Consider the following 21246-nt stretch of genomic DNA (forward strand, 5'->3'; position numbering starts at 1 on the left):
ACTCAGTTAATCTGCGCAACCACGGGTGCGTGGTCCGACGGCTGTTCCCACTTGCGCGGCACCTTGTCGATATCGCAGGACGTGCAGACTTCAGCAAGCGGCTGCGACAGCAGGATGTGATCGATGCGCAGCCCCGCATTGCGGCGAAACGCCATCATGCGGTAGTCCCACCACGAGAAGATTTTCTCCGGATGATCGAACTGGCGGAACGCATCGACGAGTCCCAGTCCGATCAGGCGCACGAATTCGGCGCGCTCTTCCGGCGAGACGAGGTTCTGTCCTTCCCAGGCCTTCGGGTCGTGGACGTCGCGATCTTCCGGGGCGATGTTGTAGTCGCCGAGCAGCGCGAGCTTCGGATGCTGCGCGAGTTCGCCAATGAGCCAGTCGTGCAGCGCCGCGAGCCAGCCCAGCTTGTAGGCGAACTTCTCGCTGCCCGGCGCCTGCCCGTTCGGGAAGTAGGCGGAGATGATCCGCACGCCTTCGATCGTCGCGGTGATCACGCGTTGCTGCGGGTCTTCATGGCCCGGGATATTGCGCACGATCGTGCTTTCATCGACGTTTAAACCGTCGCGCACGAGGATGCCCACGCCGTTATAGGTCTTCTGGCCGGCGAACCAGCTTCGGTAGCCTTTTGCCTCGAATTCGGCGCGCGGGAACTTGTCGTCGGTCAGCTTGAGCTCCTGCAGGCAGAGCACGTCGACCTGACTCGTTTCGAGCCAGTCCATCACGTGCTGCTGGCGGACTTTCAGTGAGTTGACGTTCCAGGTGGCGATTTTCATTGGCGATGTCGATGCTCGAAAGAGGAGTGGGGCGGCAACTGGGGCCATTTCGGTACTGTTGACCGAGATGATAACCGTCTCATTCGCAATCGGAAAATCGCAGTCGCAGCGTTGAGCCCGCCTCTTCGCTGATACTGTCGGTATCCTAATCAATTGATCGAAACGGAACGTGGGACGTTCTCTTCCACCGGGCATTTTTTCCGGCCCGCCGGTACCGCGTCGCCGTTGCAGTTTCACAACATCAATCTGCCACGCTTGACGAGGCCGCAACCCTCGCCAGGACTGGGGTTCGCGCCTGTCGCCAAACCCTCAGACCAGACACCCGATTGCGCCCAGCGATGACCTGGGTAGGATGCATCAAGCGCAGCAATCTTCGCGCGACGTGTGTTTGTGCCGCGACCTGGTCGCGGCTTTTTTTTAGCTGCCCGGCGGCTCTTCGCAGTGTTCGTCCACCCACGCCTTGGCGCACGCGCTGGCGAATTCGATGGCCTCGTGCTCGTCGACGAAACCCTGGGCGAAGATCATGTCATGTGTTTCGGGGACGCCGGCTTCGAGCCCGGGCGGTAACTCGATGCGCGCGTTGCCGACAATCTCGCCGTTTTCAATGCCGGCTGAGACGTGGATCGTGCATGACTTGTACGCGCATTCCATAGGTGTTGCTCCACAGCGAAAGTTGATCGGATCGTCGCCATCTTTTGTCCGACGTGACCAGCAAGCGTCGAGCCTGACCCCGTGAATTTTTCGTGGCGCCTGCCAACGAACGTGCGATAGAAAACCTTACGCTACCGCCGCGCACGAAGCGCCCATGAGGCGTTGCCTTTCAATCTGAATTGGCGCGCGGGCACGAGCCGAGGAATTCCCTGATCAACCCGATCAGCCGATCGTGGTCGCAAGGTTTCACGAAGTACGCATCGAAGCCGCAGCTTTCGGCCCGCTGCCATTCGGAATGGGTCGAGAATCCGGTATGGGCGATCAGCAACATCTCCTGTGCCTCGTCGCGCAACGTGGTGGCGGTGTCCCAGCCATTGCCGATACGCATCGACAGGTCGAGGATCGCCACTGCCGGCTGGGCAGCCCGCGCGAGGCGCAGCGCTTCCTGTCCGCTATAGGCCGTCAATACCTCGAAACCGGCAAGCCGGAGAACCTGCGCCGCGGACTGGCACGCGAGCTGGTCGTCGTCGGCGATCATCAATAGATGGTTCTGCAAAGACGCGGGGCGCGGCATACGCCACACCGTGACTTTCGGCGCCGGTGCAAATGGGTCCATGTGTCCTCCTCCAGATCAATTCGGCAGAGCAACGCGCGTTCCTCGCTGTTGCGTGCCGGTTGTATGCGTTGTTGCGTGGCCGGTCGCGCGCGCCGTGAGTGGATTGTGCCGCAAGAGCATGGCAGCCCGCTGACGCGCTGCCAGCGTCAAGCCGCCGCGGGGTCGGACAGGAAAATAAATACCGGGGCGCTCCCTGGCGGGGCGTATAGTGAGACGATATTCATGAACCGGGGAATTGCCATGGCTGAACTGTACCCAGCGCTCTATAAGGACTTCGAAGTGCACCCGCTGGTTTTCTCGCGGGAGTTCGACAAGTTCGACGGCCACAAGCGGCACGCCGAGGGCTACGACGTTGCGGTGCGCGTGTGTCGGCCAGGGGCAATCAGCGGTTCGAAGGCGAGCCGCGTGTTTCGTCTCGTGCGGCCTGCCACGTTCTCCGATTTCGGCATCGCCAAGCGCAGCGCGAGCCAGTACGGCGCAGACATCATTGACGGCAAAGTGGAAGGGGCGTCAGTCGCCGATCTTTGACGTTAAGAAAATAATCCACCCGATTGTTTGACGATATGCCGACATCTCTATACAATCCGTTTCCTCTGACGCGGGGTGGAGCAGTCTGGCAGCTCGTCGGGCTCATAACCCGAAGGTCGTAGGTTCAAATCCTACCCCCGCAACCAAGCATCATGGAAAGCCCGCTGGCGTAAGCCACGCGGGCTTTTTTCATTGGATAGCGGCCGTAGCGGCTGGATATCATGTTCGATCAGCGATTGAGACCAATACGGAATCCTTAGGAATTTTTATTTGCCCAGCACGCAGGTTCACAACGGACAAGGGCTGCCTGCATGCCCAATTGACCGGGGCGAATCCGTCATGGGTTCTGAAAGGAACCAAAGGTACTATTCGCCGCTTGCGGGTTGTGCGTCCGGCCAGGGTGTACGGTCCCGAGGCAACCCTGGTTTCGAGGAAGTTGAAATGGCGACATATATCCTGTTGGGCGGCGGTTTCGGGCTGGCTCTAGCAATTGCCATATGGGGCATCTGGAAGCTCCGGTAGGGCGGTTTTCGAACCCGTTTCCCCACAATCCCATCATCGCCGCATAATATTTTCATCGCGTTGTATCAAGAACCTGCTAGAAGCTAGATATTCCGCTGGTGCGAGGGCCGTATTTGCGTCAGTCGCCAATATGGTCAGGCATGCCGTTAATTTCAATTAACTTACGACACCCTATGTCCTCATCTGTCACCAGTCCCTCGTCCCATACAGCCGCCGCCGCGCCCAGTCTCGTGCTTGGCGCCATCGGCGTCGTGTTCGGCGACATCGGCACAAGCCCGCTGTACACATTGCGCGAATGTCTGAAGGCCGCAGGCGGCATCAACCAGACGAATGTGTTCGGCATCGTCTCGCTGATTCTCTGGTCGATCATCATGGTGGTCACGCTCAAGTACGTGAGCTTCGTGATGCGCGCCGACAACGACGGCGAGGGCGGCATTCTCGCCCTGACCGCGTTGGCCTCGCGTGTCGCGCCGGCGCGGCTGTCGCAGGTGCTGCTGACGCTCGGCGTATTCGGTGCCGCGATGTTCTACGGCGACTCGATGATCACGCCGGCCATTTCGGTGATCTCGGCGGTGGAAGGCGTCACGCTGGTCGACCCCAAACTGACCGCGTGGATCGTGCCGATCTCGCTGGTTATCCTGACGGGTCTTTTCAAGCTGCAAAAGCGCGGCACGGGGACGGTCGGCAAGGTATTCGGCCCGATCATGATCGTCTGGTTTGTCACGCTGGCCGCGTTGGGGCTGCTGCACATCGTGACCGGCCCGGGCATCATCAAGGCGGTTTCGCCGCTGTACGCCGTGACGTTCGTGACGCGCGCGCCCGGCACGGCGTTCGTGGTACTGGGTTCGGTGTTCCTTGCGCTGACGGGGGGCGAGGCGCTCTATGCCGACATGGGGCACTTCGGCAAGAAGCCGATTCGCCTTGCCTGGCTGTTGCTGGTGCTGCCCAGCCTGATTCTCAACTACTTCGGTCAGGGCGCGCTGGTGCTGGCGCGGCCCTCGACCATCGAGCAGCCGTTCTTCGAGTCCGCGCCCGGCTGGGCGCTCGTGCCGCTGGTTGTGCTGGCCACGTTCGCCACCATCATCGCCTCGCAGGCGGTGATTTCCGGCGCGTTCTCGATGACCAAGCAGGCGGTCCAACTCGGCTTCCTGCCGCGCATCCCCGTCGTCCATACGTCGACGCACGAAGTCGGGCAGGTCTACGTGCCGTTCATCAACGTGTCGCTGTACGCCGCGGTGGTGTTCCTCGTGGTGTTCTTCAAATCTTCGGACAACCTGGCTGCGGCGTACGGGATTGCCGTTGCCTCGACCATGCTGCTGACTACGCTGCTGATGTATTTCATCACCCACTCCCTGTGGAAGTGGAGTCCGCTCGCCACCTTCGTGGTGATCGGGCCGCTGGCGCTGGTCGATGCGGTGTTCGTCTCGAGTAACGTCAGCAAGGTCGCTGAAGGCGGTTGGTTCCCGCTGCTGGCGGGCGGCGTGCTGTTCACGGTGATGACCACCTGGCACCGCGGCCGCGAGCTGGTGGTCGAGCGCATGAAGACCGACAATATTCCGCTCGCCGGTCTGATCCAGTCGCTGTGCGGCGGCTCGCATCCGCCGCCGCGCGTCGAAGGCACGGCGGTCTTCCCGGGGGGCGTGGCCGGCATGACACCCTCTGCGTTCATGCACAACCTGAAGCACAACCGCGTTATGCATGGGACCAACATCTTCATGGCCGGCATGACCGAGAACGTTCCGCACGTGCACGACGAGGAGAAAATCACCGTCGAGAACATGGGTTATGGCTGCTATGCGGTCAACGTGCGCCATGGCTTCATGGAGATCCCGAACGTGCCGGCGGTTTTGTTGCTGGTCGCCAAGGCGATCCCCGACTGGGAATACGAGCCGGCGGACACCTCGTTCTTCCTTGCCCGCGATACGGTGCTTGCCACTGGCGAGAGCAAGGAAATGGCGCTGTGGCGCGAGAAGCTGTTTGCGTTCCTCGGCCGCAATGCGGCGCAGGCGGCTGAGTACTACAGCTTGCCGGCGAACCGCGTGGTCGAACTGGGCGGACAGATCAATCTGTAGGCTGGGACGAAGGTGGGGCAGGCCGGTTGGTCTTTCGAACCGGCGCCCTCGCTCTTGCGGAATCCTTTCCGTTTTTGACCGCCTGAAAGGCAGACGACGAGCAGTGTTGCGTCTTCTGAAGCCACTGCGCAACACAATCCTGTTGAGTTGGCATTGCCTGGCGAATCAAGTTGACTTCCAGGTCTCAAAATGTCTAGAATTCGGCCGTTATCACAAATGGGGCAAATGCCTTGGACAGTAGCAGTAGTCGATCTTCGATCGGATTTGCCGCCTGATTGGCAGGACGCCCGCGCTGTAATTCTCTAGCCGCCGTCATGCCAGCAGGCAGACGGTGCGCGCCGTAGTAAATCTCTCCGTGCACCTCAAATAGCGCCGTACGAACGCAGCGTTGTCGCGCGTTTGCATGGCACCGTGTCGCGAGCGCCGCTCGTGGCTGCGTTTGCGCGCGCCTGCTTATGGGCTCCCGCTACGCATGTTTTTGAAGGAGCACCCCGTGCCAGACCCTGACAGTTGTCCCTTATGCCGCTATGCCTTCCCTTTGTCTAAAGGAAGCGAGTAGAACTTCTGGGCCGCGCGGCTGATGCGCCGGCGCTCCGGGTCTGCTGGCTTCCATTGAATGCGTTAAGCCAACGCTCGGAGCAATACCATGAATTTCGGCCTCCTCCTGTCGCAACTCCCGCATGTCCAGGAAGCGCGCGTCCACTACGACGCCATGCTTTCGCTGCAAGCCCGCGGACCGCATAAGTTAGTCGTGCTCTGGCACAGCCTGAAGTCCCTGTTTTCCTGATTCCTTTGCTCCTGCGCCATCTGCAGGGGCGTTTCGTCGTCCGCGATGAGACGCCCCTGCGGAGGGCGCTGATGTGTGCTGTCCTTGTTCGAGACGCCAGATGAATTTCAGTTTCAATCTAAACCGCACCGCTAATGCGTCCGCCTGGCGCTTGCTGCCCAACGGCTGGGACTTCGTCGCCTTTCCGCTGATCATCTGCGTGATCGCCTTTACGGCGATTGGTTTTCACCAGACGCTCGCGCCGATGTCGACGCTCAAGACCCAGGTGATCTCGCTCGACCCGTCGAGCCTGCCCGAATACGCGCTGCGCACCACGTTGCGCATGCTGGCGGCGATGGCGGCGTCGCTGGCGTTCACGCTGATCTACGGCACGATTGCTTCCAAGAGCCGCCGCGCCGAAAAAGTGCTGGTGCCGATTCTCGACATCCTGCAGTCGGTGCCGGTGCTCGGCTTTATTTCCTTCACGGTGACGTTCTTCATAGGGCTGTTTCCGGGGCGGGTGCTGGGCGCCGAACTCGCGGCGATCTTCGCGATCTTTACGAGCCAGGCCTGGAACATGACATTCAGCTTCTACCAGTCGCTGCGCTCGGTACCGCGCGATCTGGACGAAGTCTCGCGCGGCTTTCACCTGACCGGCTGGCAGCGCTTCTGGAAGCTCGAAGTACCTTTCTCGATGCCCGGCCTCATCTGGAACATGATGATGTCGATGTCGGGCGGCTGGTTCTTCGTGGTGGCCTCGGAAGCGATCACGGTGGGCAACAACACGATCACGTTACCGGGGATCGGCGCCTACCTGGCGCAGGCGATCGCGGACAAGAACATGCATGCGATCGGTTGGGTCATTCTGACCATGACGATCGTGATCATCGCGTACGACCAGTTGCTGTTCCGTCCGCTCGTCGCGTGGGCCGACAAGTTCCGCATGGAAACGACCAGTTCGGGTAACGCGCCGGAGTCCTGGCTGCTCGACCTCGTGCGCCGCACCCGTCTGATTCACCGCGGCCTCGTGCCGATGGGCAAGCTGTTCGCCAATACGGCGCGTATGCCAATGCGTCTGCCAGGCCTGGGGCAACTCAAGTTCAGCATGCCGCGCCGCCAGAAGTCGTCGCGCCTGGGCGACATCATCTGGGGCGTCCTCGTGATTCTCCTGACGCTCTACGTCGTCTATCGCGTCGTCGCCTATGTGCGGACCGGCGTCACGCTTGATGAAGTGGGCCATGTCTTCGTGCTCGGCCTGATCACGCTGCTGCGCGTGGCGCTGCTGATCGCGATCTCGTCGGCGATCTGGGTGCCGATCGGCGTGCTGATCGGGCTGCGTCCGGCGCTGGCCGAGAAGATCCAGCCGCTCGCGCAGTTCCTCGCCGCGTTCCCGGCCAATCTGCTGTTCCCGGTGTTCGTGATCGTGATCGTGCGCTTCCATCTGAACCCGGATATCTGGCTGTCGCCGCTGATCGTGCTGGGTACCCAGTGGTACATCCTGTTCAACGTGATTGCAGGGGCGAGCGCCTATCCGAACGACTATCGCGAAGTCTCGAAGAACTTCAGCATTCGCGGCTGGCAGTGGTGGCGCAAGGCGATGCTGCCTGGAATTTTCCCGTACTACGTGACGGGCGCAATTACCGCTTCGGGTGGCGCGTGGAATGCGAGCATCGTGGCCGAGTATGTGCAGTGGGGCGATACCAAGGTGGTGGCCCACGGGCTGGGCTCGTATATCGCGCAGACCACGGCGGCGGGCGACTTCCCGAAGATCATTCTCGGCATTGCGGTGATGTCGCTGTTCGTGACGTTGTTCAACCGCACGTTGTGGCGTCCGATGTACGCCTATGCCGAATCCAAACTGCGGCTCGACTGAGCGTCCCTATAACTGACGTTTCGCCTCGGCCCTTTGAAGGGGCTTAAAAAGCAGGGCGACCCGGTGTTTTATTGTGAGAGTGACCACGATGCTAAATCCTAAAATCGTCTCGGCCGATCTGCTCCCGACGCCGCCGCAGACCCAGATCCCGGCCACGCCCGCACGCCTTGGCGCAGAAGTGCTGCGCGTCACCGACGTGAGCCGCGGCTTCGACAAGAACCAGGACGAATTGCTGGTGCTCGACGGGGTGAACCTGTCGCTGCGTGAAGGCGAGATCGTCGGCATGCTGGGCCGCTCGGGCTCGGGCAAGTCGACGCTGCTGCGTATCATCGCTGGTCTGATCGAGCCGACCAGCGGCGATGTGAACTACCTCGGCAAGCCGCTCAGCGGTCCCGCCAAGGGCGTGGCGATGGTGTTCCAGACCTTCGCGCTGTTCCCCTGGCTCACGGTTCTGCAGAACGTGGAAGCGGGTCTGGAAGCGCAGGGCGTCGGTGCTCGCGAGCGCCGCGAACGCGCGCTGGCGGCGATCGATCTGATCGGTCTGGACGGCTTCGAAAACGCTTATCCGCGCGAGCTGTCAGGCGGTATGCGTCAACGCGTGGGCTTCGCTCGTGCACTGGTGGTCGACCCGACGCTGCTGCTGATGGATGAGCCGTTCTCCGCGCTCGACGTGCTGACCGCCGAAACGCTGCGTACCGATCTACTGGATCTGTGGACCCAGGGTCGTATGCCGATCAAGTCGGTGCTGATTGTCACGCACAACATTGAAGAAGCGGTGTTCATGTGCGACCGGATTCTGGTGCTGTCGTCGAACCCGGGCAAAGTGGTGGCCGAGATCAAGGTGCCGTTTGCGCATCCGCGCAACCGGCTCGATCCGGCGTTCCGCAAGCTGGTGGACGAGATCTACGCGAAAATGACCGCGCGTCAGGCTGGTGAGTCGACCAGGAAGGGCCTGGAACTGGGAAGCCTGCTGCCGCATGTGTCGACCAACCTGATGGCCGGTCTGATCGAAATGCTCGCCATGGCGCCTTACCACGGCCGTGCGGACATGCCGGAAATTGCCCGTTCGCTGCATCTCGAAGTGGACGATCTGTTCCCGGTCGCCGAAATGCTGCAGCACCTGGGCTTCGCCGAAGTCCGCGAAGGCGACATTCTGTTGACGCCGCCTGCGCGCGTGTTCGCTGAACTCGGCACGCAGGAACGCAAGCTGATGTTCGCCGAGCATCTGCTGCGCCACGTGCCGCTTGCGAGCCGGATCAAGACCGTGCTCAACGAGCGTCCGGGGCATCGTGCGCCGCGTGTGCGCTTCGAACAGGAGCTGGAAGACTTCCTGACGGATAGCGCGGCCGAAGAGACGCTCGACGCGGTGATCAACTGGGGCCGCTATGGCGAGATCTTCTCGTACAACGACCAGACCGAACTGTTCAGTCTGGAGGACGTGGAGGCCTGAGCGCGGTTATTCGGTTATTGAAGAACGCAGCGGCATCAGCGTGCCGCTGCGCGCTGAGCGTCCGCCTCGATCGCCCAGTCGACCGCAGCCTGCGCATGCAGCGCTGTGGTATCGAACACCGGCAACGCGGCATGCTCCGGCTTGATCAGGAGCGTGATCTCCGTGCAGCCGAGAATCACCGCCTGCGCCCCGCGGGCGGCCAGGTCCTCGATCACGCGCTGATAGACGCGCCGTGATTCCTCGTGGACCACGCCATGGCATAACTCGTCGTAAATGATGCGATGCACTTCCGCGCGATCGGCTTCGTTCGGCGTCAGCGTTTCGAGTGCGTAGCGTTCGTTCAGGCGTCCCGTGTAAAACGTCTGCTCCATCGTATAGCGCGTGCCGAGCAACCCCACACGCTCGACGCCAGCCTCGCGCAAAGCGCTGCCGGTCGGGTCGGCGATATGCAGGAAGGGAATCGAGATGGCCTGTTCGATCGACTCGTACACCCGATGCATCGTGTTGGTGGCAAGGATCACGAGGTCCGCGCCGCCGCGTTCGAGTTGCTGCGCGGCGTCGGCCATCTGCGTACCGAGCGCCGCCCAGTCGCCGGCGCGCTGGAGCGCTTCCACTTCGGCGAAGTCAACGGTCAGCAAGACGCTGCGAGCATTGTGGTGGCCGCCGAGCCGCGCCTTTGCGTGGCGGTTGAGCAGCCGGTAATACTCGGTGGATGACTCCCAGCTCATGCCGCCGATGATGCCGATCGTTTTCATATCCCTGTCCTGCCGATGCGTATGGGTGAGCGACGAGTATAGGCCGGGCGGGGCGCTGGAAAGCGGTACGGATCGGCGCGCTTGCGCCGGTACGGTGGGAGTTGCGGCGGCGGATTCGTGCCTCTGGCCTGACTGATCCTAAGCCTTCGGCAAGGTGGATTTTTTGCCGCGCGACTTGCGTGGCTTCGGTTCGACGCCGATCCGCGGATCGCGGGCGAGCACGAGCGCCGTCACCTCGTCGACGGTGGTTTCGAACGCCGGATCGTCCTGGGCGACATAGAGCCACTTTCCCAGCACCGGGTGTGGCTGCAAGGCGGGCAGTTCCTCCATCAGCGCGGCGTGCCTGTCCTGCGAGGAGCACACCAGCAGGCCGTTCCACGGCCGGTCGCGATCGCCCGCGACCAGACACAACAGGCCGTCGATATAAGCGGCGTCCAGGCCGAACATCCGCTTGGTGATAAAGGTCGAATCGCGCTCGAAGGCGTCGAATATCCAGAGTAACGAGTTGCGGATGGAAGAGGGCATGGGCGTAACGATCCGTGAGCTTCTTGATAATACTACTGTATTTTTGTACAGTATATGCATCTTGAACCAGCTCGACACTCCTCCGGCGGATTCGCCCTCGCCGCCGCCCTCGCCCTTGCGCAAGATCATCCATTGCGACTGCGACTGTTTCTACGCATCGGTCGAAATGCGCGACGACCCGTCCTTGCGCGGCCGGCCGCTGGCAGTGGGCGGGCGGCCCGATCATCGCGGCGTGGTGGCCACCTGCAACTACGAGGCGCGGCGCTTCGGCGTGCATTCGGCCATGTCGTCGGCAATGGCGTTGCGCAAGTGTCCCGATTTGCTGCTCATCCCGCCCACCATGGAGAAATACCGCATCGCCTCGCGCCAGATCATGGCGATCTACCGCGATTACGCGGTCGAGGTCGAACCGCTGTCGCTCGACGAAGCCTATCTGGACGTCACCCACACCGAGCGCTGTAAAGGCAGCGCCACGCTGATGGCCAACGAGATCCGCGAGCGTGTCCGCGAGACGGTCGGCGTGACGGTGTCGGCCGGCGTGGCGCCCAACAAGTTCGTCGCCAAGATCGCCTCCGACTGGAACAAGCCCGACGGTCTTTATGTGGTGCGGCCGCACGAGGTTGACGCGTTCGTCGCCGCATTGCCGGTGCGCAAGATTTTCGGGGTGGGCAAGGTGACGGCGGCGAAGCTCGAAAAGCTTGGGCTCGTGACATGCGCCCAGTTGCGCGAGTGGCCGCTCGTCGATCTGCATCGTCAGTTCGGCGTGTTCGGCAGGCGGCTCTACGAGTTGTCGCGCGGCATCGACGACCGGCCCGTGCGCTCGGACCGGGAGCGCAAATCGGTGAGCGTGGAGACGACTTACGTCACGGATCTGCGCACGCTCGAAGAGTGCGCGGCGGAACTGCGGCGGCTGGCCGAACAACTGGACGTACGGATTGCGCGCGCCGAGGCGGCAGCGGCCGTGCGAAAGCTGTTCGTGAAGATCCGCTTCGCCGATTTTCAGCGCACTACGGTCGAATGCGTCGGCGAGGTTACCCATCTGCCTACCTTTCTCGCATTGCTGGAAAAGGGCTTTGCGCGCCGCAATCAGGCCGTGAGGCTGCTGGGTGTGGGCGTGCGGCTCGAGGAAGAGCATCTTGCCCAGCACGGGCAGTTCGAGCTGTTCGATGAAGAGCCGGCGGATGAGGTCATCGAAGCGCCGGAGCAAGCGCCTCCGCACGATTCTGCCGAATAGTCGTCCAGTTGTCGTTTAGTCGCCCCCAAGGCCTTTCTGACGCCGATAGAATCGATGGCAGTCAAAGGAGCGAGACATGGACCTGATCATCCGCCGTGCCAGCCTGCCGCGTAGTGCCTCCGAATATAGAGAGCCGGTCGATATCGGCATCGAGGCGGGGCGCATCATCGCGGTCGAACCGCATCTTGCTGCGAGCGCCCCCGAAGAAATCGACGCTGCCGGTTCGCTTGTCACGCCGCCCTTCGTCGACCCGCATTTTCATATGGACGCGACGCTGTCCTATGGCCTGCCGCGCGTCAATGCGTCCGGCACGCTGCTCGAAGGCATTGCGCTGTGGGGCGAACTCAAACCTCAGTTGACCCAGGAGGCTCTGATCGAGCGCGCGCTGCAGTACTGCGACTGGGCGGTGGCGCGCGGTCTGCTGGCAATTCGCAGCCATGTCGACGTGTGCGATCCGAGCCTGCTGGCCGTCGAAGCGTTGCTCGAGGTCAAGCGGCGCGTCGCGCCGTACCTCGACCTGCAACTGGTGGCCTTTCCGCAAGACGGGGTTTTGCGTAGCGCGGGTGCCTTCGACAATCTGAAGCGGGCAATTGCGCTCGGTGTCGATGTGGTCGGCGGCATCCCGCACTTCGAGCGGACCATGGCGGATGGCGCGGAGTCGGTGCGCATCCTGTGCGAATACGCGGCGGAGCAGGGCTTGCGCGTGGACATGCATTGCGACGAATCGGACGACCCGCTTTCGCGTCACATCGAAACGTTGGCTGCGCAGACGCACAGGCTTGGTTTGCAGGGACGCGTGACGGGTTCGCATCTGACCTCGATGCACTCGATGGACAACTACTACGTCAGCAAGCTCTTGCCGCTGATGCGCGATTCGGGCGTGGCGGCGATCGCCAATCCGCTCATCAACATCACGTTGCAGGGCCGCAGCGATACCTATCCGAAGCGCCGCGGCATGACACGCGTGCCGGAGATGATGGCTGCGGGCATCACGGTGGCATTCGGCCACGACTGCGTGATGGACCCGTGGTACAGCCTTGGTTCGGGCGATATGCTCGAGGTGGCCCACATGGGGCTGCACGTCGCACAGATGACCGGCGTCGACGCGATGCATGCGTGCTTCGATGCGGTGACGGTGAATGCAGCGCGGATTCTCGGGCTCGAAGGTTATGGCATCGCGCCTGGATGCGAGGCGAATCTCGTGTTGCTGGATGCGCGCGATCCGGTCGAAGCCATCCGTCTGCGCGCGGCGCGGCTGGCGGTGGTGCGGCGTGGCAAGGTGGTGGCCCGCTCGCCCGCTGCGCGGGCGACGCTTGCGCTCGATGGTCGACCGGGGGAGGTCGATTTCAAGCTGCGGCGTGGGTAGCGTCAACGTGAGTAGTGGTCATAACAGGTAACGCTGGCGATACGGGCAACACCCGCAATAAAAAACCGGTGCCTGCGTGAGTGAGCAGGGCACCGGTTTTTTCCAGAAGCCGCGCCAATGGGCGCGCAAAGCTCAATGCGTCGTAGCCGGCGTCATACCGTTATGACGCAACAGCGCGTCGATATTCGGCTCACGGCCGCGGAACGCCTTGAACGATTCCATCGCAGGACGGCTGCCGCCCACTTCAAGAATCTCCTTGCGATAGCGCGTGCCGGTGGCCGCATCGAGCACGCTGCCGCTCGCCGCCTGAGCCGCTTCTTCGAACGCGGCATAGGCATCGGCCGACAGCACTTCGGCCCACTTGTAGCTGTAGTAGCCCGCCGCATAACCGCCGGCGAAGATGTGGCTGAACGTGTTCGGCCAGCGCGAGAACGCCGCTTGCGGCACCACGTGGAAGCGCTCGTTGATCTCACGGGCGAGATCGTTGGCGCTCAGCGAACCGGTCGCATCGAAGTCCGTATGCAGCTTCATGTCGAACATCGAGAACACGATCTGCCGCAGCGTGCCGAGGCCACTCTGGAAGTTCTTCGCAGCCAGCATCTTGTCGAACAGATCGCGCGGCAGCGGCTTGGCGGTCTCGACATGCGAGCTCATATCGCTCAGCACGTCCCACTCCCAGCAGAAGTTTTCCATGAACTGCGACGGCAGTTCGACCGCGTCCCACTCGACGCCGTTGATGCCCGACACGGCCAGCTCATCGACCTGCGTGAGCATGTGATGCAGACCATGGCCGAACTCGTGGAACAGCGTGATCACTTCGTCATGCGTGAAGCAGGCCGGCTTGCCGCCGACCGGTGCCGAGAAGTTGCAGGTCAGATACGCGACCGGCGTTTGCACGCCGCCCTGCGCATGCTTGTGACGGGCTCGTGCATCGTCCATCCACGCGCCGCCGCGCTTGCCTTCGCGCGCATACAGGTCGAGATAGAACTGTGCGACCAGACCGCCATCCTGATTCTCGACGCGGAAAAAGCGCACATCCGGATGCCATACGGCCGCTTCATCGCGACGGATCTTCACGCCGAAGAGCGTCTCCGTGACCTTGAACAGGCCCTTGAACACGGTGTCTTCCGGGAAATACTGTTTGACCTCGTTTTCCGAGAACGAATAGCGCTTCTGACGCAGACGTTCGGCGGCGAAGGTCATATCCCACGGTTGCAGTTCGGTCAAACCAAGCTCGTTGGCGGCGAATTCGCGCAGTTCTTTCCAGTCCTGCTCGGCATGCGGACGGGCACGCGTGGCGAGGTCTTCGAGGAAGGCCATCACTTGCGCGGGGGACTCGGCCATCTTCGGCGCCAGCGAGACCTCGGCGAAGTTGTGATAGCCAAGCATGTGCGCTTCTTCGGCGCGCAGCTTCAGTTGCTCGGCGATGTTCGCCGTGTTGTCCCACTCGGCCCTGCCGCCGCCGTAGGTGCCACCCAGTTCCGAGGCGCGCGTGACGTAGGCGCGGTACATCGTCTCGCGCATCGCGCGGTTTTCCGCGTACTGCATGACCGGGAAGTACGACGGGAAATGCAACGTGAATTTCCAGCCGCTTTTGCCGTCGCGTTCGGCCGCTTCTTCTGCGCCTTCGATCACATCTTCCGGCAGACCTGCCAGTTGTGCCTTGTCGTCGACGAGGTAGGCGTAGGCGTTGGTGGCGTCCAGCACGTGATCGGAGAACGACTTCGACAGACTGGCCTGGCGCTCCTGCAATTCAGCGAAGTGCGGTTTCTGGTCTTCGGGCAGTTCCGCGCCCGACAGGCGGAAATCGCGCAGGGCGTTCTGCAGGATCTTCTTGCGTTCGCCGGTGAGCGAGCCGAAGTCGCTGCTGGCGGCGAGCGTCTTGTACTTTTCGAACAGCGCAAGGTTTTGCCCGACGCTCGACCAGAATTCCGTGACGCGCGGCAGATTCTCGCCATAGGCGGCGCGCAGCTCAGGTGTGTCCGCGACAGCGTTCAGGTGACCGATGACGCCCCAGGCGCGCGACAGCGGCTCCGTTACGCGCTCTACCGGCTCGACCACGTCGGACCAGGACGCGGGCGTGATCGGCGCGGCGGCGCGCTCGACGGCGGCAGTTGCGTTGGCAAGCAGGACGTCGAGAGCGGGGGTGACGTGTTCGGGGCGGATGTCGCCAAAGCGCGGCAGGTCGGAGAAATCGAGGAGCGGGTTGTCGTGTGTGGGTTGGTTGGTGGACATAAGGCTTCCTGTCTGACGCGAGTGAATAGGCTAGGCGCGAGTATGCGGACGCGGCTCGTGGCGGCGCCCGATATCGACATTATTGGGGCAGCAGGCTGCGATTCCAATTGGCTACGGCACAAATTATCAGAAGTTCGTCTTTCGTGTATCCGTTGCGATATTTGTGCCAGAGCGTTTGGGACGGCGGTGGCTGTCGTGCGCGGCTTGGCGGGTTTTCGTCCGCTCCACCGGTCTGTACGAAAGCGAACGGTCAGGTTTGTTGCTTTGCGGCATGGTGCGATGAAGTGGCCGACCGCGATGAAACAGCATGGGACACGAGTAAGCGCTAAAGCGCTAACTCGTGTCGACCGCGGTGAAACAGCATGGGACTGGAGAACGCCAAATGAATCCGCTTTCGCATGCCTTATCGCGTAACGAGAACAACTTCGGCCTCGTGCGTCTCCTTGCGGCCATTGCTGTCGTCTACGGGTACTCGTACCTGCTTCAGCAGCCGGACGGCAGCACCGACTGGGTCCCGAACGCGCTCGGTTTCGACGGTTTGATCGCATTCGGGATATACGCATTTTTTCTGCTGAGCGGCATGCTGGTGACGGCCAGTTTCGACCGGCAACGCTCGGCGCCGCGCTTCGCGGTCCTGCGCATCGCACGTATCTGGCCGGCTGTGGCGGCCGGTTCGCTGGTGACGGTCTTCGTCATCGGGCCGCTCTTCACCACGCTGCCGCTACGCGAATATTTCGCCTCCGGCGTGACATGGGCCAATCTCGACAACTTCTCCACGCTCGTGCTGAACGGCAGCTGGGCCGTGCCCGGCGTGTTCGAGCATAACCGCTGGCTGAACGAAGTCAGCGCGCCGCTGTGGACGCTGCCGCTCGCGGTGCGCTGCTATCTGATCGTGCTGTTCACGGGGCTCGTGGGCTTGCTGTCGAACCGTTGGGGTGTGGTGCTTGCCGCCGCGCTGGGGTTGGCCGCATTCGTGCTGCGCGTGCATCTGGTGCCGCATCTGCACCTCGAATTGCGCGACTTCTCCGCAAAGACGCCCGGCTATTCGTTCTGGCCCGAGCCGTTCTTTTTCATCGGCATGCTGCTGTACGGCTGGCGCGAGGACATCGAGCTTCATGGTCTCGCTGCGCTTGGTCTCGTGATGGTATTTCTGGTGTTCCGCGACACGGCTGCCGCGCAACCGCTGTTCTATCTGGCCTTCGTGTACGGCGTGCTGTGGGTCGGCACGACGCCGCTGCTGCGCCGCCTCACGCCACGCAACGATTACTCGTACGGCATCTATCTGTACGGCTTCATGATGCAGCAATGTGTGGCAAGTCTCGCGCCGCGTCTGAGTCATCAGACGGCAACGTTGGTTGCCGCGCCCTTCATCCTGCTTTGCGCAGTGCTTTCGTGGCGCTTTGTGGAGCGGCCGGTACTGGTGTGGTGCCACCGGCGTCTGGCACGTACACCGGGCGCGGTTGGGGCGGCGGCAGCCAATTCGGCGGCGCGTTAGATACGGGTGCGGGTAAAGGCTGCCGAGCGCGAGCTGATGATACGGCTAGCGCCCGCGCCGCAAGCACCGCGCTTGCCGCAGCGAATGCGCCGGCTTCGTTACGCTTGAACCGCCTTATGCCTGGCCAGCCGCGCGTTCGGCCGCTTCGATCGTATTGACGAGCAGCATCGTGATCGTCATCGGGCCGACACCGCCCGGCACCGGCGTGATAAAGCCGGCTACTTCCTTCACGCCAGCGAAATCGACATCGCCGCACAGCTTGCCGGCCTCGTCGCGATTCATACCCACATCGATCACCGCTGCGCCCGGCTTCACCATCTCCGCCGTCAGGATATTGCGCAGACCCGTGGCAGCCACCACCACGTCGGCGTTGCGCGTATGCGCGGCCAGATCGCGCGTCTTGCTGTGGCAGATCGTGACCGTCGCACCCGCTTCGAGCAGCAGCAACGCCATCGGCTTGCCGACGATGTTCGAGCGGCCGATCACCACCGCGTTCGCGCCCTTCAGGTCGATGCCGTAGGCCTCGAACATCTTCATCACGCCGTACGGCGTGCAGGGGCGGAACAACGGCTTGCCGGTCATCAGCGCACCTGCGTTGGCGACGTGGAAGCCGTCCACGTCTTTCTCGGGTGCGATCGCTTCGATCACCTTGTGGCTATCGATATGCTTCGGCAACGGCAGTTGCACGAGGATGCCGTGAATCTTCGGGTCGTTGTTCAAGGCGTCGATGCGCGCGAGCAGATCGGCCTCCGACAGCGTAGCGGGATAGCGGTCATACGAAGAGTGCAGGCCGTTGTCTTCACAGGCCTTGATCTTGTTGCGCACATACACTTCGCTGGCCGGGTTGTCGCCGACCAGCACGACCGCGAGGCCCGGCTGGTGGCCGCGAGCGGTGAGAGCGGCGGCGCGGGTCGCGACATCGCCGCGCAAGGTCTTGGAGAGGGCGTTGCCGTCGATCAGTTTGGCTGTCATGGTCGGTCGAGGTCGAGATAGGGTGGTGTTCGGAATGCGGGGGCGTGCGGTGCGCCTGGATGTGCAAATCGGGCGCGGCGACGAAGTACAGGATTATACCGGCGCGGCCCGGCGCTCTTTCAGCCAGGATGCACGGGACGATTGCGGAGTGGCGCGAGAAGCGCGAGGGGAGAGGATGAAGTCCTGCGGCAAGCAAGGTACGCGGCCAGCCCTAGCCGCGCACCTCTACTGCCTTTGCAACGACGCCGGCTTACTGCGCCGGTTGCGGCTTGTTCGACAGCGCCAGTCGCAGCAGATCGGCGACCGTGTTGACGTTGAGCTTTTCCATGATGTTGGCCCGGTGCGCTTCCACTGTCTTGATGCTGATGCCGAGGTCGTCGGCGATCTGCTTGTTCAGACGGCCGGCGATGATGCGCTCGAGCACCTGATGCTCACGCGCGGTCAGCTTGCCCAGCCGCTCGGCAGCGGCACGTTGCTGCTGCACGCTGGTGCTTTCGCTGCGCGCCTTATCGAGCATGCGCTCGACCAGCTTGCGCAGTTCGGCTTCGTCGAACGGCTTTTCGATAAAGTCCATCGCGCCTTTCTTCATCGTCGACACGGCCATGGGCACGTCGCCGTGGCCCGTCACGAAGATGATCGGCAGCGAGGCGTTGTCGGCGATCAGGCGTTCCTGCAACTCGAGACCGCTCATGCCGGACATCCGCACGTCGAGGATCAGACACGCGATCTGCCCCGGGTGCGTGTGCGGCTGCCAGGCGTCGATGAACTGCTCGGCGCTGGAGAAGCACTGCACGCGGTAGCCGTTCGCCTCCAGCAGCCAGCGCAGCGAATCTCGCACGGCCTCGTCGTCGTCGACGACAAAGACTGTTTCCTGTGTGGTGACTGGGCTGTTCATAGCTCTCCCGTAACGGTTTGTGGTGTCGGCGCCTGTGCCCCGCCGTTGCTCGGGGTATCAGGCTCTCCAATAGGCAGACTGCAATGGAACGTGGCGCCTGTGATGTGGCCGTCAGATTCGACGTTGTTGACCACCCACAGACGGCCGCGATGCGATTCGATAATCGAACGGCAGATATTCAGCCCCATGCCCATGCCATCGGACTTGGTGCTGTAAAACGGTTCAAACAGACGCTCGGCCGTCGCTTCGTCGACGCCCGGCCCCTGGTCGACGACGCTGATGCAGACGAACCCGCTATCGAGCCGCACGACCACGCGGATCACCGGATCGACTGCATTAGGCCGCGCATCGTGCATGGCTTCAGCCGCATTCTTCAACAGGTTCACGAGCACCTGCTCGATCAGCACCGGGTCCACATAGATCACCGGCAGCCGCGAACGCAGGTCCGTGACGATGCGAATACGGCGCTTGCGCGCCTCGATTTCGGCAAGCCCAACCGCGTCCGCCACGATATCGGCGACACGGGTGGCCTGGCGTTTCGGCTCGCTGCGCTTCACGAATTCACGGATCCGCTTGATGATCATGCCTGCCCGCACCGCCTGCTGCGCGGTCTTTTCGAGCACGGGCAGCAGATTGTCAGGCGTTGTCCGACCTGATTTAACCAGTGCAACCGTTCCGGAGCAATAGTTATTGATTGCCGCGAGCGGCTGGTTCAGCTCGTGAGCAAGCGAAGAAGCCATTTCACCCATCGTCATCAGACGGCTGGTGAACTGCAGCTTCTCGTCCTGCTGGCGCGCGAGTTCCTGGGCCTGCTTGCGAGTGGTGATGTCGGTTGCAATCTGCATCTGCGCCAGATGGCCGTCTACCCACTGGATGTATTGGCGGCGCACTTCGAACCATTTCTGGATGCCCTGGACATAGACTTCCTGGGCGTCCGCGGTGCTTTCGGTCAGTGCGGCGGCGGGCAAGCCCGCATAGGCATCGACCATATCGATCGAATCCGACGACGCCTGTGCGCTATCGAACCCGCCGCCCGCTAATTCCAGGTGGCCGTCCGGGCGGATGCCAAAGAGATGGCGGTAGTAGCGGTTAGCGAACAGAAGCTCGGCTTCGTCGGCGGCGAGCACGGACACAGCGGCATCGAGACTTTCGAGCACGGTGGTGAAGCGCTCGTGCGCGGCGGCGAGTTCTTCGCGGGCGCGTTTCGGTTCGGTGATGTCGGTCATCGACGACATCCAGCCAGTCTGACGGCCCGAGCTGTCGATCAGCGGCGAGACATAGAGCCGGGCATGGAAGAGCGATCCGTCCTTACGCCGCACGCGCAGCTCGAAGCCGGACGAGGGCGCCTTGCCACGCAGCGTCATGTCGAGCTGGCGCTGCATTTCGGGGTAGGCGTCACGCGGCCAGTAGGGGAACGGCGCCTGCTTGCCGACGAGGTCGCTTTCGTCCCAGCCTGTCATGCGGCAAAAGGCCGGATTGACGTGGGTGATGCGGCCATGCATGTCGAGCACGCGCATGCCGATCAGCACGGAGTTTTCCATCGCACGACGGAAGAACGCTTCTGCGTACAGCGCCTGCTGTGCTTCGAAGCGCTGCCGGGTGTGCTTCCACAGGCTCCACAAACTCCACAGCACGAAGCACGACAGACCTGCGACCAGCCACACGAGCGTGTTGTTCGTGAAGTTGGTCATCTGCGGGTACGCATAGACGCGCACCGAGACGCCCTGGCCGGGCGGGTCGAGCGGCAGGTCGTAGAACGCGTCGCGCGGCAGGCGCGGGCGCGTCGACGTGGTGGCAAGTTCGCGATTGTTCAGGTCGATGATCGAGATCTTGTACTTGGCCGACAGCTCAGGCGGGATGTCGTGCTTCAGCACACCTTCGATCGAGAACACCGCGGCGATCGAGCCGAGAAACTCGCGGTCGCGGTACACCGGCGTCTGCAACGTCAGATAGCCGTTGCCGAGGTCGTCGTAGAAGAGCGGTGAGTAGGTCTGGCGGCGCGAGTTGCGCGCATCGTTGAAGGCGGCCTTTACGGCTTCGTCCATCTGTTCGTCACTGGGTCTGGCGAGCCGCTGGCCGAGCACCGGCAGCGCGGTATTGGGCCAGCGCGGCTGTTGCTGCGCCGTGTACCAGTTCATGTAGAGGATTTCGGGATGGCCCTGCAGGATGTCCGTGGTAGACACCTGGAACGAATGCTGGTCGGCGTGGCCGGCGGCGATGTCACGTGCGAGTGCCTGGATCTGTTCCTGCGCGCCCGTCATGGACAGGCGAATCTGTTGCTGGGCCCACGCCACGTTGCGGTACAGCGTGTCTTCCTGCTGCTGTTGCTCGCGACGGTTCAGGCTCCACAGAATCAGGCTCATGACGACCAGGAACACCAGGATCGACAGGAGCGGCGTCAGCAAATAGGAGTTCGACCACCATGGTCCATGGTGCCAGCGGGACGGCGACGAATCCGCCGGCGAACCGGACGGCCGCGCCGAGCGTGCGAAAAGCCGTTCGGTCAACATGG

Annotated in this window: 17 protein-coding genes and 1 tRNA gene; 9 read left to right on the plus strand and 9 right to left on the minus strand. The window is 62.5% G+C overall.

Annotation, left to right across the window (positions count from 1 at the left end):
• Positions 1-2: 2 nt before the first annotated feature.
• The 3 genes from xth to P3T17_RS02300 all read right to left on the minus strand — a co-directional run bounded on the left by xth (position 3) and on the right by P3T17_RS02300 (position 2046).
• Entirely contained in the window at positions 3-779 is a 777-nt protein-coding gene (xth, locus tag P3T17_RS02290; RefSeq protein WP_074264132.1) for an exodeoxyribonuclease III, read from the minus strand.
• Positions 780-1196: 417 nt separating this feature from the next.
• On the minus strand, positions 1197-1430 hold the full coding sequence (locus P3T17_RS02295) for a hypothetical protein (protein ID WP_429404460.1): 234 nt from the start codon (positions 1428-1430) through the stop codon (positions 1197-1199).
• Positions 1431-1599: 169 nt separating this feature from the next.
• A complete protein-coding gene (locus P3T17_RS02300) occupies positions 1600-2046 on the minus strand; it encodes a response regulator (protein ID WP_083611389.1) in 447 nt (148 codons plus the stop codon).
• Positions 2047-2286: 240 nt separating this feature from the next.
• Between P3T17_RS02300 and P3T17_RS02305 the strand changes: the two genes are divergently transcribed.
• The 6 genes from P3T17_RS02305 to P3T17_RS02330 all read left to right on the plus strand — a co-directional run bounded on the left by P3T17_RS02305 (position 2287) and on the right by P3T17_RS02330 (position 9257).
• Entirely contained in the window at positions 2287-2574 is a 288-nt protein-coding gene (locus P3T17_RS02305; protein WP_074264134.1) for a hypothetical protein, read from the plus strand.
• Between the two features lie 69 nt (positions 2575-2643).
• Positions 2644-2720 (plus strand) — tRNA-Met (locus tag P3T17_RS02310).
• A gap of 549 nt (positions 2721-3269) precedes the next feature.
• On the plus strand, positions 3270-5168 hold the full coding sequence (locus P3T17_RS02315) for a potassium transporter Kup (protein ID WP_074264135.1): 1899 nt from the start codon (positions 3270-3272) through the stop codon (positions 5166-5168).
• A gap of 646 nt (positions 5169-5814) precedes the next feature.
• On the plus strand, positions 5815-5955 hold the full coding sequence (locus P3T17_RS02320; protein WP_166660733.1) for a hypothetical protein: 141 nt from the start codon (positions 5815-5817) through the stop codon (positions 5953-5955).
• Positions 5956-6055: 100 nt separating this feature from the next.
• Positions 6056-7807, plus strand: coding sequence for an ABC transporter permease (locus P3T17_RS02325; RefSeq protein ID WP_429404463.1), 1752 nt, complete (start codon positions 6056-6058; stop codon positions 7805-7807).
• A gap of 88 nt (positions 7808-7895) precedes the next feature.
• Positions 7896-9257 (plus strand): AAA-associated domain-containing protein, encoded by a 1362-nt coding sequence (locus P3T17_RS02330; RefSeq protein ID WP_429404465.1) that lies wholly within the window; start codon positions 7896-7898, stop codon positions 9255-9257.
• Between the two features lie 35 nt (positions 9258-9292).
• On the opposite strand, the gene P3T17_RS02335 is transcribed toward P3T17_RS02330, so the two are convergent.
• Positions 9293-10012 carry an aspartate/glutamate racemase family protein gene (locus P3T17_RS02335; protein ID WP_429404467.1) on the minus strand — a complete coding sequence of 240 codons (720 nt, stop codon included), beginning with the start codon at positions 10010-10012 and terminating at the stop codon, positions 9293-9295.
• Between the two features lie 138 nt (positions 10013-10150).
• Complete coding sequence (locus tag P3T17_RS02340) at positions 10151-10537, minus strand: hypothetical protein (RefSeq protein WP_429404469.1); 387 nt, start codon at positions 10535-10537, stop codon at positions 10151-10153.
• On the opposite strand from P3T17_RS02340, the gene dinB reads away from it, so the two are divergent.
• Complete coding sequence (gene dinB / locus P3T17_RS02345; RefSeq protein ID WP_429404470.1) at positions 10524-11771, plus strand: DNA polymerase IV; 1248 nt, start codon at positions 10524-10526, stop codon at positions 11769-11771. The genes P3T17_RS02340 and dinB overlap by 14 nt on opposite strands.
• A 76-nt stretch (positions 11772-11847) precedes the next feature.
• Entirely contained in the window at positions 11848-13137 is a 1290-nt protein-coding gene (locus tag P3T17_RS02350) for an amidohydrolase family protein (RefSeq protein WP_429404472.1), read from the plus strand.
• A 132-nt stretch (positions 13138-13269) separates the two neighbouring features.
• On the opposite strand, the gene P3T17_RS02355 is transcribed toward P3T17_RS02350, so the two are convergent.
• A complete protein-coding gene (locus P3T17_RS02355; protein WP_429404474.1) occupies positions 13270-15372 on the minus strand; it encodes a M3 family metallopeptidase in 2103 nt (700 codons plus the stop codon).
• 382 nt (positions 15373-15754) lie between these two features.
• Between P3T17_RS02355 and P3T17_RS02360 the strand changes: the two genes are divergently transcribed.
• Entirely contained in the window at positions 15755-16867 is a 1113-nt protein-coding gene (locus P3T17_RS02360) for an acyltransferase family protein (RefSeq protein WP_074264143.1), read from the plus strand.
• 114 nt (positions 16868-16981) lie between these two features.
• Here the strand turns inward: P3T17_RS02360 and folD are convergent, their stop codons facing one another.
• The 3 genes from folD to fixL form a co-directional block, all read right to left on the minus strand.
• Positions 16982-17839, minus strand: a complete 858-nt coding sequence (gene folD, locus P3T17_RS02365; RefSeq protein ID WP_429404476.1) for a bifunctional methylenetetrahydrofolate dehydrogenase/methenyltetrahydrofolate cyclohydrolase FolD — start codon at positions 17837-17839, stop codon at positions 16982-16984.
• A 250-nt stretch (positions 17840-18089) separates the two neighbouring features.
• On the minus strand, positions 18090-18734 hold the full coding sequence (gene fixJ, locus P3T17_RS02370; protein WP_011488992.1) for an oxygen response regulator transcription factor FixJ: 645 nt from the start codon (positions 18732-18734) through the stop codon (positions 18090-18092).
• On the minus strand, positions 18731-21244 hold the full coding sequence (fixL, locus tag P3T17_RS02375) for an oxygen sensor histidine kinase FixL (RefSeq protein WP_074266012.1): 2514 nt from the start codon (positions 21242-21244) through the stop codon (positions 18731-18733). Before fixL ends, fixJ begins: the two co-directional genes overlap by 4 nt.
• Positions 21245-21246: the final 2 nt, after the last annotated feature.

The sequence above is a fragment of the Paraburkholderia sp. GAS82 genome, assembly GCF_050436285.1.
Lineage (GTDB): Bacteria > Pseudomonadota > Gammaproteobacteria > Burkholderiales > Burkholderiaceae > Paraburkholderia > Paraburkholderia phenazinium_B.

What these genes read in the sequence shown, in the direction of transcription:
- xth (WP_074264132.1), bottom strand. Translation starts at nt 779, where the DNA reads ATGAAAATCGCCACCTGGAACGTCAACTCACTGAAAGTCCGCCAGCAG.
- P3T17_RS02295 (WP_429404460.1), bottom strand. Translation starts at nt 1,430, where the DNA reads ATGGAATGCGCGTACAAGTCATGCACGATCCACGTCTCAGCCGGCATT.
- P3T17_RS02300 (WP_083611389.1), bottom strand. Translation starts at nt 2,046, where the DNA reads ATGGACCCATTTGCACCGGCGCCGAAAGTCACGGTGTGGCGTATGCCG.
- P3T17_RS02305 (WP_074264134.1), top strand. Translation starts at nt 2,287, where the DNA reads ATGGCTGAACTGTACCCAGCGCTCTATAAGGACTTCGAAGTGCACCCG.
- P3T17_RS02315 (WP_074264135.1), top strand. Translation starts at nt 3,270, where the DNA reads ATGTCCTCATCTGTCACCAGTCCCTCGTCCCATACAGCCGCCGCCGCG.
- P3T17_RS02320 (WP_166660733.1), top strand. Translation starts at nt 5,815, where the DNA reads ATGAATTTCGGCCTCCTCCTGTCGCAACTCCCGCATGTCCAGGAAGCG.
- P3T17_RS02325 (WP_429404463.1), top strand. Translation starts at nt 6,056, where the DNA reads ATGAATTTCAGTTTCAATCTAAACCGCACCGCTAATGCGTCCGCCTGG.
- P3T17_RS02330 (WP_429404465.1), top strand. Translation starts at nt 7,896, where the DNA reads ATGCTAAATCCTAAAATCGTCTCGGCCGATCTGCTCCCGACGCCGCCG.
- P3T17_RS02335 (WP_429404467.1), bottom strand. Translation starts at nt 10,012, where the DNA reads ATGAAAACGATCGGCATCATCGGCGGCATGAGCTGGGAGTCATCCACC.
- dinB (WP_429404470.1), top strand. Translation starts at nt 10,524, where the DNA reads ATGGAAGAGGGCATGGGCGTAACGATCCGTGAGCTTCTTGATAATACT.
- P3T17_RS02340 (WP_429404469.1), bottom strand. Translation starts at nt 10,537, where the DNA reads ATGCCCTCTTCCATCCGCAACTCGTTACTCTGGATATTCGACGCCTTC.
- P3T17_RS02350 (WP_429404472.1), top strand. Translation starts at nt 11,848, where the DNA reads ATGGACCTGATCATCCGCCGTGCCAGCCTGCCGCGTAGTGCCTCCGAA.
- P3T17_RS02355 (WP_429404474.1), bottom strand. Translation starts at nt 15,372, where the DNA reads ATGTCCACCAACCAACCCACACACGACAACCCGCTCCTCGATTTCTCC.
- P3T17_RS02360 (WP_074264143.1), top strand. Translation starts at nt 15,755, where the DNA reads ATGAATCCGCTTTCGCATGCCTTATCGCGTAACGAGAACAACTTCGGC.
- folD (WP_429404476.1), bottom strand. Translation starts at nt 17,839, where the DNA reads ATGACAGCCAAACTGATCGACGGCAACGCCCTCTCCAAGACCTTGCGC.
- fixJ (WP_011488992.1), bottom strand. Translation starts at nt 18,734, where the DNA reads ATGAACAGCCCAGTCACCACACAGGAAACAGTCTTTGTCGTCGACGAC.
- fixL (WP_074266012.1), bottom strand. Translation starts at nt 21,244, where the DNA reads ATGTTGACCGAACGGCTTTTCGCACGCTCGGCGCGGCCGTCCGGTTCG.